Origin of the sequence: Arthrobacter humicola, assembly GCF_022803015.1 — a bacterium.
GTDB lineage: Bacteria > Actinomycetota > Actinomycetes > Actinomycetales > Micrococcaceae > Arthrobacter > Arthrobacter humicola_A.
Window position 1 is genome coordinate 359,715 of record NZ_JAFKON010000002.1, and the last position, 16,837, is coordinate 376,551.

General features: G+C 66.2%; 14 protein-coding genes. 9 read left to right on the plus strand and 5 right to left on the minus strand.

Annotated features, from left to right (window positions below):
• The first annotated feature begins 25 nt into the window (after positions 1-25).
• Complete coding sequence (locus ARTB_RS06620; protein WP_243178252.1) at positions 26-835, plus strand: IclR family transcriptional regulator; 810 nt, start codon at positions 26-28, stop codon at positions 833-835.
• Positions 836-867: 32 nt separating this feature from the next.
• On the opposite strand, the gene ARTB_RS06625 is transcribed toward ARTB_RS06620, so the two are convergent.
• Complete coding sequence (locus ARTB_RS06625; RefSeq protein WP_243178253.1) at positions 868-2,412, minus strand: PucR family transcriptional regulator; 1,545 nt, start codon at positions 2,410-2,412, stop codon at positions 868-870.
• A gap of 107 nt (positions 2,413-2,519) precedes the next feature.
• Between ARTB_RS06625 and ARTB_RS06630 the strand changes: the two genes are divergently transcribed.
• Complete coding sequence (locus ARTB_RS06630) at positions 2,520-4,049, plus strand: purine-cytosine permease family protein (RefSeq protein ID WP_243178254.1); 1,530 nt, start codon at positions 2,520-2,522, stop codon at positions 4,047-4,049.
• Positions 4,050-4,064: 15 nt separating this feature from the next.
• A complete protein-coding gene (locus ARTB_RS06635) occupies positions 4,065-5,036 on the plus strand; it encodes a polysaccharide deacetylase family protein (protein WP_243178255.1) in 972 nt (323 codons plus the stop codon).
• A 113-nt stretch (positions 5,037-5,149) separates the two neighbouring features.
• Here the strand turns inward: ARTB_RS06635 and ARTB_RS06640 are convergent, their stop codons facing one another.
• From ARTB_RS06640 to uriH, 4 genes are all read right to left on the minus strand, one after another.
• Positions 5,150-6,310, minus strand: coding sequence for a M20/M25/M40 family metallo-hydrolase (locus ARTB_RS06640; protein WP_243178256.1), 1,161 nt, complete (start codon positions 6,308-6,310; stop codon positions 5,150-5,152).
• A 301-nt stretch (positions 6,311-6,611) separates the two neighbouring features.
• A complete protein-coding gene (locus ARTB_RS06645) occupies positions 6,612-7,568 on the minus strand; it encodes a ribokinase (RefSeq protein WP_243178257.1) in 957 nt (318 codons plus the stop codon).
• Entirely contained in the window at positions 7,565-8,989 is a 1,425-nt protein-coding gene (gene uriT, locus ARTB_RS06650; RefSeq protein ID WP_243178258.1) for a uridine transporter UriT, read from the minus strand. Before uriT ends, ARTB_RS06645 begins: the two co-directional genes overlap by 4 nt.
• Positions 8,986-9,999 carry a uridine-preferring nucleoside hydrolase UriH gene (gene uriH / locus ARTB_RS06655; RefSeq protein ID WP_243178259.1) on the minus strand — a complete coding sequence of 338 codons (1,014 nt, stop codon included), beginning with the start codon at positions 9,997-9,999 and terminating at the stop codon, positions 8,986-8,988. The genes uriT and uriH overlap by 4 nt, the downstream gene beginning before the upstream one ends.
• A gap of 166 nt (positions 10,000-10,165) precedes the next feature.
• Between uriH and ARTB_RS06660 the strand changes: the two genes are divergently transcribed.
• The 6 genes from ARTB_RS06660 (at position 10,166) to ARTB_RS06685 (ending at position 16,722) form a co-directional block, all read left to right on the plus strand.
• The gene (locus tag ARTB_RS06660) at positions 10,166-11,215 is read left to right on the plus strand and encodes a LacI family DNA-binding transcriptional regulator (protein ID WP_243178260.1); all 1,050 of its coding nucleotides are present in this window, start codon (positions 10,166-10,168) and stop codon (positions 11,213-11,215) included.
• A gap of 50 nt (positions 11,216-11,265) precedes the next feature.
• The gene (locus ARTB_RS06665; protein WP_243178261.1) at positions 11,266-12,465 is read left to right on the plus strand and encodes a metal-dependent hydrolase family protein; all 1,200 of its coding nucleotides are present in this window, start codon (positions 11,266-11,268) and stop codon (positions 12,463-12,465) included.
• Between the two features lie 328 nt (positions 12,466-12,793).
• Positions 12,794-13,888: an extracellular solute-binding protein gene (locus tag ARTB_RS06670; RefSeq protein WP_018775012.1), complete on the plus strand. Its 1,095-nt coding sequence runs from the start codon at positions 12,794-12,796 to the stop codon at positions 13,886-13,888.
• 1 nt (position 13,889) lies between these two features.
• The gene (locus tag ARTB_RS06675) at positions 13,890-14,777 is read left to right on the plus strand and encodes an ABC transporter permease (protein ID WP_243178262.1); all 888 of its coding nucleotides are present in this window, start codon (positions 13,890-13,892) and stop codon (positions 14,775-14,777) included.
• On the plus strand, positions 14,764-15,591 hold the full coding sequence (locus ARTB_RS06680) for an ABC transporter permease (RefSeq protein WP_028275936.1): 828 nt from the start codon (positions 14,764-14,766) through the stop codon (positions 15,589-15,591). Before ARTB_RS06675 ends, ARTB_RS06680 begins: the two co-directional genes overlap by 14 nt.
• A gap of 9 nt (positions 15,592-15,600) precedes the next feature.
• Entirely contained in the window at positions 15,601-16,722 is a 1,122-nt protein-coding gene (locus tag ARTB_RS06685) for an ABC transporter ATP-binding protein (protein WP_243178263.1), read from the plus strand.
• The last annotated feature ends 115 nt before the right edge of the window (positions 16,723-16,837 follow it).

A 16,837-nucleotide genomic window follows, 5' to 3' on the forward strand; every position in this document is an offset into this window, starting at 1 on the left:
CTCATGCGGAATGATGGTAGACACCATGACCCCAGCAGAATCTCCCGGGACCACCGGAAACGGCGACACCAAGGGCACCTCCGTCATCGTCAACGCCATCGCCGTGCTGCGAACCTTCACGGCGGACGAACCGTTGCTCGGAGTCACCGAGATCGCCAACCGGGTGGGCCTGCACAAGAGCACGGTTTCCCGGATCCTGGCCACGTTCGAACAGGAACACCTGGTGGAACGTGATCCGGAAACCCGCCGCTTCCGGCTGGGGCTGGGACTGATCGCCGTCGCCGGGCCGTTGCTGGCCGAACTGGAAGAACGGCGGGTGGCGTATCCCGTCCTGCGTGAACTCACCGAACAGACCGGCGAAACCAGCGCCCTCATGGTGTGGAACGGCGCAGAGTCAATGTGCGTGGAGCAGATCGCCAGCCACCACCAGATCAAGCACACCACCCCGCTGGGAGCCCGGTACACCGACGCCATGAGCGCCTCCGTGCAGGTCTTCCTTGCCGCAGCGCCCGTCGAACGCGTCCGTGTGCTCCTGCGCAGCGGGGCGATCAGCTACCCGGGACTCGATGATGCGGGCCTGGATGGCTACCAGATCAAGCTCAAGGACGTGACGGCCCGGGGCTGGGCCATCAACTACGGCGAATCCTCCATCGATGAAGTGGGCGTCGCCGCTCCCGTCCACGACCACCGCGGCGACATCGTGGCGGCCGTCCTGATCTCGGCGCCCCGGTTCCGCGTCTCACGCGAGGCTCTGCAGAGCCTGGGCGAAGCGTGCGCTGCTGCGGCCGACAAAATCACCAGCCGGCTGGGCGGGCGCGCGTCCAGCAACGGCTAGCGCGGCCCGCGCCCTAGCGCGGCGCACAAACTTCAGCTGAGCCGGGCCAGCCGCGCGGCCAAATGCAACGCCGCGAGCCGGCCCGTCCGCCGGGGGTCGCCGCCGCACAGCTCGAAGATCCGCTGCAGCCGTTGATGCATCGATTGCCGCTCCACGTGCAGTTCCCTCGCCGCCTGGGCCGTGTTGCAGCCGGAATCCAACCACATGGCCAGGGTGCCAAGCAGCCGGGAATTGCGTTGCTCATCATAATCCAAGAGAGCCCCCAGCTGCTGGCGCACGAAGTTCCGCCGTTGGCCAGGGTCCAGGCTTCCCACGGCAAGGCGTTCGACGGCGAATGCCTCGCAATCGATCACGGGACTGTGCGGACCTTGGGTTCCCGTATGTGGTTGCCCCAGCGCGCCCGCCAATTCCAGGGTCAGCCTGGCCTCCGACAAGGACCAGGGGGCTTCCGAAATCCCGACGGCCACCGGGCCGACGGCAACCAGCGTGTCTGATGGGGCCGGTAGCGCCCGCAGGCCAGCCAGAAGTGCGTCCCTGCTGTCCAGCGGACTATCGCCCGGGAGGACCACCACCGCCAGCAGCTCGGCATTATCGACATAGGTTGCGCTGGGCTGCGCCCGCCGGGCCAAGAGCTGCTCCACAGAAGCGCGGAGGTGTTGGAGCATGCCGGAGCGGACCATGATGGCCACGATTGTGGCACCCGGCGGAATCCCGGCCGCGGAAGCCAATTGCTGGAGCCGCCAGGCCTGGCTGCCGGAATCAATCGCGCGAAGCAGGGCCGCCCCTGCGACTTCCTTGAGCCCGGGGGACATTCGCTGCAGCAACGCCAGGGCCAGGATGTCGACAGAACGATTTCCGGCCGTCCGGGCCAGGTTTTGGTCCTCGTCCGCCGGGACCCGCAGCAACAGCTGAGCCGCAAGGATGCCGCGGATCGGCACGTCGATGTGAATCAGGCGTGCCTGCTCCTGCGGCCCACCGGTGGAGGCATCGGGGTCGGCGGCCTCGGCCCGCCCCGGGCTTGCGCTGGCCAGGGTCGCGCCGGCTATGGACGTCAGCGTCACCTCGGCATTGATGATGCCGGCCAGCACGGCGAGGATCCGGTCCAGGCCGCCGCCGTGCGCCAGTTCGACAGCCATCGCGTGACTGGCCTCATCGGCCCGCCGCAATTGGGACACCGAGTCACTGACCAGCATCGAATTAATGGCCTGCGTGACTCCGACGAACGGCACCACCCCGCGAAGTTCGATCAGCGGAAGGCCGGCTGCTTCGGCGGCCGCCACCATTGAGGACGGCAGGGACGGCAGGGCGGACCCGGTTTCGATAGCTACGGCGGCAACGCCCCGCTCCGCCAGTTGGCGGATGTAGTTGACCTGCCGCTCCTCCGAGGCGAGGGCCAGGGCTTCTCCGCCCGTCAGCAGAAGTTCCCCGCCGGCCAGCAGGGGCGCGATATCAATGATTTCACTGGAGTGGATCCACCGCAGCTGCGCCCGGGCGGCGGCCCTGGCCGCGGCGCGGACAATGGGGTCGGCGGCCGCCATGGTCGGATGTTTCAGGACGTCTTGAAGAAGGATGGACATTACACTCCGTCGCGTTGCTCTGGGTATATTTAGACACATTGTATATAGTCGCATGTGGCCCACGACACATAATCTTGAGGAATCCCACACATCCTCGGAGGCTCCACATGCGTCAAAAATCCCCAGCGGCCCCTGCCGGCACCGCGCCGGAAGCGAGCGTAGACCACGAAGCGTGGCTCCAGCCCATCCCCGAATCACAACGGACCCGCAAGGTCTCCGGCCAGTTCTGGATCTGGGCCGGCGCCAATCTCGCCCCGATCAACTGGGTGCTCGGAGCGCTCGGCATCCAGCTTGGCCTGGGATTCGCGGACACCGTCACGGTTCTTGTCCTCGGAAACCTGATCGGGATGCTGCTCTTCGGCTGCTTCGTCCTGCTGGGCCAAAAGACCGGAGCGACCGGCATGGTGCTGGCCCGCGCCGCCTTCGGCCGGCGCGGCAACTACCTGCCCGCCGGCATCCAGGCTCTCCTGGTGATCGGCTGGTGTGCGGTCAACACCTGGATCATCCTGGATCTGGTCATGGCGCTGTTCGGAACGCTCGGCTGGGTTGACCCGGAGGCCAAGAACTACGCCTGGAAGATTGGCATCGCCACCTTCATCATGGCTGTACAGGTAGCCATCGCCTGGTTCGGCTATAAAGCCATCGCCGCCTTCGAGAAGTGGACCGTGCCGCCCACCATCATCATCTTGACCGTGATGTCGGCAGTGGCCTGGTTCGGCATGAAGATCAACTGGACCTACGCCGGCCCGGCGGGGCACATCCTGGAAGGCTCGGAACGCATCGCCGCGATGAGCGCGGTCATGACGGCCATCGGCATCGGCTGGGGCATCACCTGGTTCACCTACGCTGCGGATTACTCCCGCTTTGTCAGCACCACGGTGCCCAAGCGCAAGGTCTACCTCGCCTCGGTGCTGGGCCAGTTCATCCCGGTCGTCTGGCTGGGCATCCTGGGGGCCAGCCTGGCGACCAACACGGGTGAAATTGATCCCGGCAAACTCATCGTCCAGAACTTCGGCGCGCTGGCCCTTCCTGTGCTGCTCATGGTGCTGCACGGCCCGATCGCGACCAACATCTTGAACATCTACACCTTTTCCGTCGCCACGCAGGCCCTGGACATCTCCATCAGCCGGCGCAAGTTGAACCTGTTCGTCGGCGTCTTCTCCCTCGCGGCCGTGATCTTCTTCATCTTCCAGGAGGATTTCGCCTCCGTGCTGGACGCCTGGCTGATTGGGCTGGTCGCCTGGGTGGCTGCCTGGGGCGGAGTCATGCTGGTCCATTACTTCTGGATCGAGAAGCGCTGGCCCGGCGACCCGTCCCGGCTCTTTGACGCCGTCGGCACCAAACGCCTGCCGGGCGTGAATCCGGCCGGTGTCGCTTCACTGCTCATCGGCATCTTCGCCACCTGGCTGTTCATGTACGGACTGGTGCCGGCCATGCAGGGCCCCATCGCCGTCGCCCTGGGCGGGTGGGATCTGTCCTGGCTCGCCGGGGGACTGGCCAGCGCCGCGGCTTACGCCGTCCTCGGTCCGCGGTTCCACAGGAAGTTCCTGGATGTCCCCACCCCCAGCGAACAGACCGCAGATTCACCTGAGGCAACCGGCCTTCCGGTCACATCAACCACGCCCGCCGCCCTCTAGCAGGAGATCAACCCCGTGAACTTCCCCGCTTTCGCCGACACCGCCCATCCCATCACCTGGCCCGAAGGCAATCGTGCCGCGGCGTCCTTCACCTTCGACGTCGACGCCGAATCCTGCACCATCGCCCATGATCCGCAGAGCACCAGGCGCATGTCCCTCATGACGCACCAGTCCTACGGGCCCAAGGTCGCCGTCCCGCGGATCCTGCAGATCCTTGAGCGCCAGCAGATCCAGGCGACGTTCTTCGTCCCGGGATTCACCGCCGAATGCTACCCGGACGTGGTCCGCCGGATAGCCGACGGCGGCCACGAGATTGCACACCACGGGTACCTGCACGAACCCATGCAAGGCATCGACGCCGCCACGGAGGCGCGGTACCTGGACCGGGGCCTGGATGCCCTGGCCAAGGCCGCCGGCGTCCGGCCGACCGGCTACCGGGCACCATGGTGGGAGCTCAACTGGCATTCCCCCGCCCTCCTTGCCGACCGCGGGTTCCTGTATGACTCAAGCCTGCTCGACGGCGACGCGCCGTACCGCTTCAGCGTTGCCGAGGCAGACCCCCGCGATCTCGTTGAAATCCCTGTCGACTGGGCCCTGGACGACTGGGAGCAGTATGCCTTCTACCCGGGCGTCACCGGAAGCGGCGTCATCGAAAGCCCGGCCAAGGTCCTCGAAATGTGGACGCTGGAGGCCGAAGCCCACCACGCTGCCGGGAGCTGCTTCGTCCTGACCAACCACCCCTTCATTTCCGGCCGGCCGTCCAAGGCCGTGGCCCTGGAACAGCTGATGGACCGGGTCAAATCCATGGACGGCATGTGGGTCACCACCATGGAGAAGATCGCGCAGCACACGCGCGACTCCGTCGAAGAGATCCACACCCACGCGCGCATTGCCGTGCCCGGATTCCCGGACACCGGTGCACAGTTCACGCCGGCCGACGTGCGGCAGCCCCAAGGAGCCACGGCGCGGCGCAGGGCCGGAATCTAGGGCACAAATCCGGCCCTGGCAAGCACAGGTCCCCGGCGCGGCCCCTCGTCAGAGGGTGGCTGGGCCGGGGACCTTCCTGCGGGGCGGCCCGGAGCCGGCGGCGAAGCTGGTGTTTAGCCGGTCTTGGCCATCGCGTAGGCCACGGTGCCGTAGGCCAGGGCGCCGGACATTTCGGTGAGCAGTTCCGGGTTGGTGTTGGCGATCGTGTCGCACGCCTCGTGGTAGCAGGGATCGAGGTCCTTGCCGGCCACACCGCCGTAGGCCTGGGCCTGGGCCTGGGTCTTCCTCTTCTCATCGCCGGTGAACAGCCCGCCGCCGGGAATGCCGGCCGAGAGGAAGGCGTCGTAGTCCGAGCCGCCGTCAAAGGGCGTGGTCTCGGCCGGCAGCGCGTTCTCCTGGAAATAGCGGAAGAAGACGTCCTCTATCGCCTTGGACCCGGCCGGGCCGGCATGGCCGAAGTCCGTGCCGTCCCCGTCATGGACCGAGCGGACCCCGTTGGGCGAGGCCACCATGTCCACGTTCAGGTTCGCCGCGGTCTGGCCGATCTCGGCCGGGCTGAGTTCGTCGACGTAGTGCTGGGACCCGTACAGCCCGTCCTCCTCGCCGCCCCAGAACGCGAACCGGACCCGGTTAACCGGCGTGATCCCGGCCTCCTTCATCCACCGCGCGGTCTCCAGGACCGCCGCGACCCCGCTGCCGTTGTCATCAATGCCCGGGCCCTCCTGCACGGAGTCCAGATGCGCGCCCACCACCACGGTGTGCCCGGCACTGCCCCCGGTGTCGGCCAGGATGTTAAAGGACTCCACCGTCTTGCCGCGCCGGCCGTCCTCTTTGAACGTGAAGCTCTGCCGCACCGGCGAGTACCCGGCCGCGCGCAGCTGTTCCTCGACGTAGCGGGCCGACTCCTCATACCCCGAGGTCCCCGAGGCCCGGTTCCCGCCGTTGGCATCCGCCACCCGCTGCAGCGCCTGCAGGTGCCCCACCATGTCCCGGGACTTGAACGCCGCCAGCACCGCACGCGCATCCACCGTGCTCGCCGGGGTCAGCTGCGGAACCGCAGCACTCGGACTGGCAGACTCGGCGGGTGCGGCGGATTGGCTCGTGCCGCCGCCTGATTTGCCCGTGGCGCCACCTGAGGGTGTGCCGGATGGTGTGCCACCGGACGGAATGCCGGCCGACGGGATGTCAGCCGCGACCCCGGAGGTACAGGCCGACGTCGAGAGCAGGACCAGGGCGAGGAGCGAGGGAAATACGTGCTTGCGGAGAGTGATCATGCCGGGAGCCCATCACTAGTCGGTACAAGTTCGCTTGCTCCGGCTCGATCGGTCAGGACGCTCGCCACTGACGCTCCAGTAAGACGCGGCCACCATCGCCCGGCAAATACTCCTATCAGGTCGAACCATTGTCGGCCCCGCGGCTGTAACTTCAATAGCGCCTCGCTGTGAATCTGCTGTGCAATTGGGTTGCATCAACCAAGGACCACCAGACCGGTCCGGTGCTTAACCGGGAGGGGGCGCCGCAGACAGGCTCTGCGGCGCCCCCTCCCGTGGCGGCCCTAACTGGCGGGGGTGGCCGTTAAGCGAGCAGTCCCTCCACATCCGCCGCTTTCGGGTACGCCGTTTGCGTCCCCTTCCTGGTCGCTGCCAAGGCCGCGGCAACGGACGCGAAGGCGGCAGCGGCCGGAAGTGAATCGCCGGCGGCAAGGCGCGCAGCCACGGCCCCGGTGAATGCATCGCCTGCGCCGGTGGTGTCCTTGGCGTCGACCCTGGTGGGTTCAATGCGGGTGATGCGGCCCTCGGCGCCGGCTCCGGAGTCCAGGACGACGGAGCCGTTCGCCCCCAAAGTGACCACAACGCGGTGCAGTCCGCGATCGGCGAACTTGTCCCGGACCGGCGCCCACGCCGCGGCGTCAGCCCCGGCGTCGGGCACGGCGGCGCCGCCCAGGAACAGCGACGCCTCATGCGCGTTCACCAGCAGGATGTCGCAGAGTGCGGCCAAGCTCGCCGGGATCTCGGCGTAGGGCGACAGGTTGAGCAGAACTGTCGCCCCGGCGTCGTGGCCCAAGCGGGCCGCGGCCTCAACGGTGTCCAGACCGACCTCGAGGCACAGGCACATCACGGACGCGCCCTCGAACAATTCGGCGGAAGCGGCAACATCCCCGGGCGCCAGTGTGCCGTTGGCTCCGGCCGAGATGATGATGTTGTTCTCACCGTGGGCGTCGACGGAAATGACGGCGACGCCGGTCGCAGCATCAGGCGTGCGGCGGACGCGGGAAATGTCCACCCCGGCCCCGGCGGTGGAGGCCAGAAGCATGGTCCCGTTGGTGTCGTCGCCCACCGCACCGATCAGCACGACCCGGCTTCCGAGTTTGGCCGCCGCGACCGCCTGGTTGGCGCTCTTGCCGCCGGGATTGACCGCAAAGCCATTCCCGTGCACCGTTTCGCCGGGGAGGGGGAGCCTGTCGCAGTAGATGGTCAGGTCCGCATTCAGTGAACCGACGACGACGATCCGGCCAGAGTCCGGGCGGGTCATTTCGCCTCAGCTTCCAAGGGCTTGGGAATCAGGAGTGAAGCGGCGAAAGCCGCCACGGTGATGATCAGGCCCACCGTGATCGCGGTCAAGTAGGATGCCTGGGCATCGCCCAGTGCAGAAGAGGCCACCAGCGCTGCCGGCAGGACCAGGAAGCTCAGGCCGGCGCCCAGGTTGAACGCGCCGGCGTTCATGCCGGGGAGAAAGCCGGGGTTGCCAGCTGGGGAGAGGACAACGCCAAGGCCGTTCAGCATGATGTTGACCGTACCCGCGTACATGATGCCCAGCAACGCTGTTCCGGCAATCATCATGGGCAGGCTGCTGAGGCCGAAGAAGGCGATGATCGCCAGGGCCACGACGCTGCCGGCCATGCCGATCCGCAAAACTTTGGTGTAGCCGAAAACCGGGGCCAAACGGCCGCTGATGGGTCCGACAACCCAGCCCAGGAGGGCGTAGGGAGTCAGGATGATGAGTGACATTTCGGTCGGTCCCACGCCGAAGCCGGGAGCCGTGGCCTGCACGTAGGCGGGAACGATGCCGTTGATGACCGCGAAGACGCCGGTCATGGTCAGGATTGTGGTCAGCAACGGCGCCCAAGTGGAGCGCTGGCGCAGGTGGGCGGTCTCCACCATGGGCTGCCGGGAGCGCTTTTCCACCGTCCAGAACCCGAAGAAGGCGATCACTGCAACGGCGATGAGGGCAGTCGCCAGTGCGAGGGTGCCGGGGGAGAATCCGCTGACCAGTTTGGAGGCCTCGTTGAGGGCTGTGAGCAGGGCGCCGACCGCGATCACGATGAAGAAGACGCCGGGCCAGTCCATCTTGGTGCCCACCGCCGGCTTGCTCTCACCGGCCAGAACGGCGACCAGGCCCGCCGCCACGACGGCCAGCACCACCATGAGCCAGAAGATGCTGCGGAATCCGTAATGCTCGGCGAAATAACCGCCGACAAAGGAGTCGACGCCGGCAACCCCGCCGTTGACGGCGGTGATGAGGCCCATGAGGGCACCGTACTTCCGCGGGTCACTGACGGCGGAGCGCAGCATGATCAGGCACAGCGGGACCGTGGGGCCGCTGACGCCCTGGATGATGCGTCCGACGAAGAGCCAGGTGATATCGGGAGCCATGGCCGCGATCACCGAGCCGACAGCCATCATCAACATCATGCCCAGCAGGATCTTCTTGCGCCCCACAATGTCGCTCAGGCGCGGCAGGAAGAGGGAAAACAGTGCTGCCGCGGTGAAGAACCAGGTCTGGGACAGGCCGATCACGGCCTGATCGGTGTGGAGTTCGTTGCCCATCGTGACCAGGGCGGGGCTGAGCATCGATGCGTTGAGCTGGAAGGCAATGCAGGCCGTCAACAGGGCCGCCGTGAGTGCAGCGACGCTTCGTCCCGTTGTCTTGGATTCGTAAGTCAGAGTGCTCATGAGTTGGCTCCGTTTCCTGCGCCGATGCTGACGGCGGCGGACGGGTCCACGTCGCCGATGCGCACCAGGGCGTCTGTGACGAGGTTCCAGAACTTCGCGTGATCGAGGTCCACAGCAACAGACGTGTGGCAGTCCTCCGGTGCCGGGGCGCGGAAATCGGCGACGGTCATGCCGAGCGTCAGTTGGCCCTGCAGTTCGATGTTCACGGGGACTTTGCGGGTGGTCATCACCGTGGGATCGATGACGTAGGCCACCGCGCAGGGGTCGTGGACGGGCGGGTAATCGAAGCCCTGGGCGTCCTTGTACGTCTTGGTGAAGAACTCCATCAGCTCCAGCACGAACTGGGCGGGCTTGGTACCCACGGCGGCGATTTTTTCCACGACTTCGGGGGTCGCGAGGGCCTGGTGCGTGAGGTCCAAGCCCACCATGACCACCGGCCACGGCTCGTTGAACACAATATGTGCGGCCTCGGGGTCGATGATGATGTTGAATTCGGAAACGGCGCTCCAGTTGCCTACGTGGTACCCGCCGCCCATGAGCACAACTTCTTTCACGCGCTCCACGATGCGCGGCTCCTTGCGGGCCGCCATGGCAATGTTGGTCAGTCCTGCCGTGGGCACCAGCGTCACAGTGCCAGGCTCGTGCGCCATAACAGTGTCGATGATGAGGTCGACGGCGTGGCGCGGGTCCAGTTCGATGCTGGATTCGGGCTGGGCGGGGCCGTCCATGCCGCTCTCACCGTGGATGTCGGGGGCGGTTTCGATGCTGCGGACCAAGGGCCGATCGCAGCCGGCGGCGAAGGGGACGCCGGTGATGCCGGCAATCGTGCCCACCGACAGGGCGTTGCGGGTGACCCTTTCGAGGGTCTGGTTGCCGACGACCGTTGTGACCGCGAGCAGCTCAATGTACGGATTGCCGTGAGCCAGCAGCATGGCCACGGCGTCGTCATGGCCTGGGTCGCAGTCCAGGATGATCTTCCTGCGTTCCGGTTTCAGGGTGATGGGATCCACGTAAATATCTCCACGTCGTTGGGGGTCCGCCGGGGCGGTGCGATAAAGCGTTCAGAGTGAGTTTGGCACTGTCAAGCGTCAAGCGTCAAGCGCTTAACGTAAGTGACGTCAAGCGCTTGATGTCTTGCGGCAGGTGCGATGCGTCACTCCCGGCTACGATCGAGGTATGGAATCCGGCGAACAAGTACACGAGCTTCGGGGGCGCACCCCGCGCGTCACTGCGGCGATGGTGGCCGCGCGGGCCGGGGTCTCCACCGCAACGGTCTCCCTTGTGGCCAACGGAAAGACCCAGGGGCGGGTCTCGGAGGACAACATTTCGCGGGTCCGGGAAGCCATTGCGGAACTCGGCTATGTGGTGGACAGTATTGGCAGTTCGCTAGCCAAGGGCATCAGTTCGATCGTCATTCTCGTGGCGCCGGACATCTCCAACCCTTTCTTCGCCAACGTCATTGCAGGTGTCCGCGGCGCGCTCGGCGCCGAATACCAGCTGCTGCTCTCCGTCACGGACGCCGGGGAGTTCCCGCGCGTCGACGACGTCCGCAGGCTCCTGGCTTTGCGGCCGGCCGGGCTGCTCGTAGATGCGCCCAGCGCGGAGTTCCTGGAGGATCTTTCCGTCGCTGGGCCTCTCGTTCTGCTGGACGCCCCCGGCTTGGAGTCCTTCGCCCCCTCGGTGAATCTCGACGTCGGACACGGCGCCCGCCTGCTGGCCCGGCACCTGGCGGACGCCGGACATAAACAAGCGGCGTACATGGACAGTGTGACCGGCACGGCGACCTTCGATATCCGGCGGGCGGCATTCCTAGAGGAGTCCGCGGCGCTGGGCATCACCGTGGCCACGGACCATGTCATCGGCACCACCATTGACGTCGGCGCCGCCGCCGGCGCGTTCGCCGCGGCGTGGCCGGATTGGCAGCGGGACGGTGTCACCGCCGTCGTCTGCGCCACCGATACCCATGCCTACGGCGTGCTGCAGGAAGCCAGGGTGGCCGGCGTCCGCATTCCGCAGGAACTGGCCGTGGCAGGCTTCGATGACCTGCCCTATTCGGCCACGTCCAACCCGGGCCTGACCAGCGTCCACCTTCCGGGCGACGCCCTCGGGGCCAGGGCCGGCGAACAGCTCCGCAGGGTCATGGAGGGCAAGGGCTTGGAACAGCACCAGCTGATCCTCCAGGGTTCACTGATGGTCCGCGGTTCCACGGAACCGGCCAGCACCTAGAAAACCGGACCGAGCCCACCCACGAACATCTCACCCGAGGAGTTGTCAGCATGACCAACGCAGACGCCCTGACCATCCACAATGCCCGGATCTTTGACGGACATTCGCCCGAGCTGGCGAGCGGATCCATCCTGTTCCGGGACGGGATCATCCAGGAGACCGGCGACGTCATCCCCGAAGGTGAGGTGATCGACGCCGGCGGCCGCGTCGTGGTGCCAGGGCTCATCGATGCCCACTTTCACGCGTACGCCGTGGGCTTGGGCGGCCTTGAGGTTGAGCGCTCGCTCCTGAGCTACACCGCACTGGTGGGGGCGCGCCGCTTGGGCGCCGCCGTGCGGCGGGGATTCACGACCGTCCGCGATGTGGCCGGCGGGGACGGCGGGCTGGCCCGCGCCATCCGCAGCGGCCTGGTCACGGCTCCGAGATACTACTACACGGGTCCGGCCCTCAGCCAAACCGGTGGCCATGGCGATCCCCGGTCCGCGGATCTGGATGTCTGCTTCGATCACGGTCACATGTGCGCCGTGGTGGACGGGGTGGACAACCTGCGCCGGGCAGTTCGTGATCGGTTCCGCACGGGAAGCCACGCCATCAAGATCATGACTTCCGGAGGCGTGGTCTCCCTGACAGATCCCATCCGGCTGCCGCAGTATTCAGCGGAAGAAGTCCGGGCGGTGGTGGACGAGGCCACCCGGCGCAAGAGTTACGTGGCGGCCCATGCGTATTCACCCGAGGCAATCAGGCATTCCGTGGAAAACGGGGTACGTTCCATAGAACACGGGAACCTCTTGGACCGGGACACGGCGCAGATGATGGCCGAGCACGGGAGCTTCCTCGTGCCGACGCTTGCCGCCTACGACGCCATGAGCCGAAGGGGAGCTGCAATGGGCCTGAACCCCGTTTCCCAGGCCAAGAACGCCGAGGTGCTTGAGGCCGGCAAAATTGCTGTGGAACTGGCCCTGCAGGCCGGAGTCAAGGTGGGCTTCGGATCCGACCTGATGGGGGACCTTGAGGATGATCAGCTTGTCGGCATTCGGCTGCAGATCGAGGCGGCAGGCGTCTTGGAGACGCTGAGATCCCTTACCTCAGTAAACGCAGAGCTCCTTCAGGACCCAAGCATCGGGAGCATCGGCGCTGGAATGGCGGGCGATGCCGTGATTCTGGACGGCGACCCCTTTGTGGACCCGGCAGTTCTCTGGGACCACACCAGGTCGAGGACTGTTATCCACGACGGGCGCATCATTCCGTGACCCTGGAGATGCCCGGGCGGGCTCAGGAGGGCCGGCGTTAGGGGAGCTCGCGAGGCAGAAATCTCGTTGTTTCTTAAAGCAATACAACTGTTGACTAGTGAGCAACTTCACAGTTACAGTTGCGAAACCGAAAAGCCGCCGGAAGGCGGACTCGAGATCTCCAGGTGGAATGGATGGCGCGCGCGAACCGCGGCTGTCACCTCTCCTTCTCTCTTCACTTCTTCTCCTTCACTGCGCCACACGCAATCACACGCACCGCACCCCGCTACGCCCGCAATCCTGCACGCCCTCTTTTGGCGTGCCCGCGTCCATGAGAGGCACTTCCCCCATGACAGCATTCCGTTCCACTCCCTTTGACCGCAGGCAGCTCCTCAAAGCGGCAGCGCTGACGCCATTTGCGGGTCTGGCGCTCTCCGGCTGCGCGGCGAAGCCCGCCGAAAGTGCCGCTGCCAACAAGACGGTGACCGTCACGTCCTATGGTGGCTCGTACAACGACCAGCTGACCCAGACAATCCTGGACCCGTTCTCCAAGCAGTCGGGGATCCAGACGACGCTGCTGGCCAACACCTCCCTGGCCGCGCTGAAGGCCCAGGTCCAGTCCGGCGACGTGCAGTGGGACCTCGTGGAAATCACGGCGCCGGAGTATGAGGTGGCCGTGGCCGAGGGGCTGTTAGAGAAGTTCGACTACGACATCATCAGCGACAAGGGCCTGCCCGGATACGCGAAGGCTGAATACGGCATCAAGTACCTGAGCTTCCTGTTTGTCATGGCGTGGGACCAGAAGGTCATTTCCGACGCGCAGGCCCCGAAAGACTGGGCCCAATTCTTCGACCAAGGCAAGTACAACACCAAGCGCTCGGTGTACAACCAGCTCTCCGACAGCTCCGTCCTGGAAGCCGCGCTGCTGGCCGACGGTGTCCCCTTCGACAAGATCTACCCGCTCGACGTCGACCGGGCCCTGAGGGTTCTGGGCCAGCACCCGGGAAAGGACCGGCTGCTGTACCACGCCGCCAACCAGGAGCCCATCCAGCAGCTCACTTCCGGCGAGGTCTCACTCTCCACCAGCTTCAACAACCGCATTAACGCAGCCCGCAACGACGGCGCGAAACTGAACTTCTCCGCCGAAAACGCCGTCCTTGCCGGCGACTACTTCGTGGTTCCGAAGGGCGCCAAGAACAAGGAAGCGGCCTTCAAGCTGATGAACTTCATGTCCAACGACGCCGAGGCCGGCGCGGCGTTCGACAAGGTCACCAACCTGACCCTGGCCAACACGCCGGCGCTGTCCAAGCTGCCGAAGGAAATCGCCGACACGCTTCCCACCAGCCCCCGGCTCGCGGACAAGATCCTGGTCCGCGACGACAAGTGGTGGTCGCAGAACCTGAAGAAGACCGAGCAGCAGTTCAAGCTCTGGCAGGCCAGCTGACATGAGCAACGCAACTCTCGAGCGGCCCCGGCCGCGGGGCCGCGGTGCGCCTGCCTCCGCCGAGGCACCACCACGACGGCGGCGCAGCGGCTGGTGGCTGCTGCTGGCTCCGATCCTTGCCTTCGACGTCGTGCTGTTCCTGACGCCGCTGGGCAAACTGGTCGGCGCAAGCTTCGCCGACAACGCCTACCAGCGGGTCCTTGAGGACCCGCTGGTGATGCGCGCCCTGGTCAACACCCTGACCATCAGCCTGGCCAGCACCATTGTCACCGTGGTGCTCGGCTACATCATCGCCATGGTGCTGTGGCGGGCCGGCAACGTCACCCGGGTGATCCTGTTCGCCGTCGTACTCCTGCCGTTCTGGACCGGCATCCTGGTGAAGAACTTCGCCTGGGCCGTCCTGCTGCAGGACAACGGCATTGTGAACGCCTTCCTGCAGGGAATCGGGCTGACCGGTGCGCCGGTCCCGTTGCTGCACAACCGGTTCGCCGTGATCGTCGGCATGGTGCACTGCCTCCTGCCGTATGCGGTGTTCCCGATCTTCTCCTCGCTGACATCGATCGATGACCGGCTGGGGCTCGCGGCCCGCTCGCTTGGCGCGCGGGAAGGATCCGTCTTCCGCACGATCACGCTGCCGCTGAGCATGCCCGGCATTTCCGCGGCCGGGCTGCTGGTCTTCATCATCAGCACAGGTTTCTTCATCACCCCGGTGGTGATGGGCGGGCCCGGCGACATGATGATCGCCAACCAGATCGACTACTACGCCCGACAGCTGACGGACTTTTCCGGGGCCGCTGCGCTGGCCGTCATCCTGACGGTCATGGTCAGTATCCTCGTGGCCGTCTACCAGCGCGTCCTCAAGGCAGGAGGCCAACATGAAAACAACTAATCCGCAGCACCGGATGCTGGCGCTGCTTTCCATCCCGGCCTTCCTGTTCCTCGTCATTCCGACGGCGATTGTGGTGCCGGTCGCGCTGAACGACAGCCGCTACATCACCTTTCCGCCGGAGGGAATCTCCTTCGCCGCCGTGGCCGGATTCTTCGCCGACCGGGCCTGGACCTCCGCACTGACGGCCAGCCTGCAGTCGGCGGCGATCGCCGTCGTGATCGGCGTGCTGCTGGGCGCCACCGCGGCGATCGGCCTGCACGGGCGCAAGTTTCCCGGCCAGCCCGCCGTGGTGGGTCTGATTCTCGCGCCGATGATCGTGCCGACCGTGGTGCTGGCGCTGGCGTTCTACCAGTTCTTCATCTCGATCGGCATGGTGGGCAGCATCGTCCCCATCGGCCTGGCGCACGCCGTGATCGCGACCCCCTATGTGTACCTGACCACCCGCGCCAGCCTCGCCGGGCTCAACCCGGCCCTGGTCCGGTCGGCGCAGAGCCTCGGGGCCGGACCGCTCTCCGTCCTGCGGCACGTGTATCTGCCCATCATCCTGCCCGGCCTGATCTCCGGGGCGCTCTTCGCGTTCTCGGTCTCCATCGATGAGACGGTGATGTCCCTGTTCATGCAGTCCCCGGGGGCCACCACCTTGCCGGTGAAGATGTTCACGGATATCCAGTTCAACCTGACCCCGAAGATCGCGGTGTCCTCCGCCCTGCTGGTCAGCGTCGCCACCATCGGGCTGCTGCTCCAGGTCTTGTTTGTCCTCAAGCGCCGCTCTTCAACCCGGATGCTGCCGCTGGCCGTGTCCGCACAAACGTAAGGAAAGTCGATGACCGCATCAGTGATTTCCGCGGGGCCCATTCCCGGCACGGGCAGGGCCGCCCAGGGCGCCATTGAGCTCCGCCAGGTCAGCAAGCACTACGGCGACGTCGTTGCCGTGGACGAACTGGACCTGACAGTCCAGCCGGGGGAGTTCGTGACCCTCCTGGGCCCCAGCGGCTCCGGCAAGACGACCACCATGATGATGGTGGCGGGATTTGAAGAACACACCGCCGGAGCCATCCTCATTGACGGCAAACCCGTGGACACGCTGCCGCCCCGGGACCGCAATCTCGGTGTGGTGTTTCAGAACTACGCCCTGTTCCCGCACATGAGCGCGCTGGAAAACGTGGAGTTTGCGCTGCGCATGAGGAAGGTGCCGCGCGCGGAACGCCGCCAGCGCGCCGAGGAAGCCCTCGACCGTGTGGGACTGGGCAAGATGGGCGGGCGCAAGCCGCGCCAGCTCTCGGGCGGACAGCAGCAGCGGGTGGCGCTGGCCCGGGCACTGGTCTTCAACCCGGCGGCCCTGCTGCTGGATGAGCCGATGGCAGCCCTGGACAAGCGCCTTCGCGAGCAGATGCAGGAGGAGATCAAGACCCTGCAGAAGGGCCTGGGCATCTCCGTGCTGTTCGTGACACACGACCAGGACGAGGCCATGGCCATGTCGGACCGGATCGTGGTGATGCGGGACGGGAAGATCGTGCAGTCCGGCCCGCCGGAGGAGGTGTACAACCACCCCATGACCGACTGGGTGGCCAGCTTCCTGGGCGACACCAACCTCATCCCGGGCACCATCGTGGAGCGCAACGGCGAGGAAGCCGTGGTGGACCTCGGCGGACTGGGTATGGCAAAGGTCCGGGACCGCGGGGCAAGCGGTGAGAACTACGCCGTCTCCATCCGCCCGGAGCACCTCAAATTCAGGACACGGGCTACGGCGGGCAACGGATGCGCCGCGACCCTGGTGTCCTCCACGAATCTTGGCGCCACGGTCCGCCACCGCCTCACGGCCGGCGGCCACGACCTCCAGCTCCGTGAGCTGAGCTCCGACAGCGCCGCCCGGATCCGGCCGGATGAGGAGCTGTGGGTGGGCTGGGACGCGGACAAGGCCCAGCTGCTGGTCCTGGAGTCCTGACCGCCGGATGCTGTGACGGCCGGGCCGGTTCCGGCACCCCTCCGCGGGACATGCCCTCCTCCGGCACCCCTCCGCGGGACATGCCCTCCTCCGGCGCCCAGGGATGGACATATGC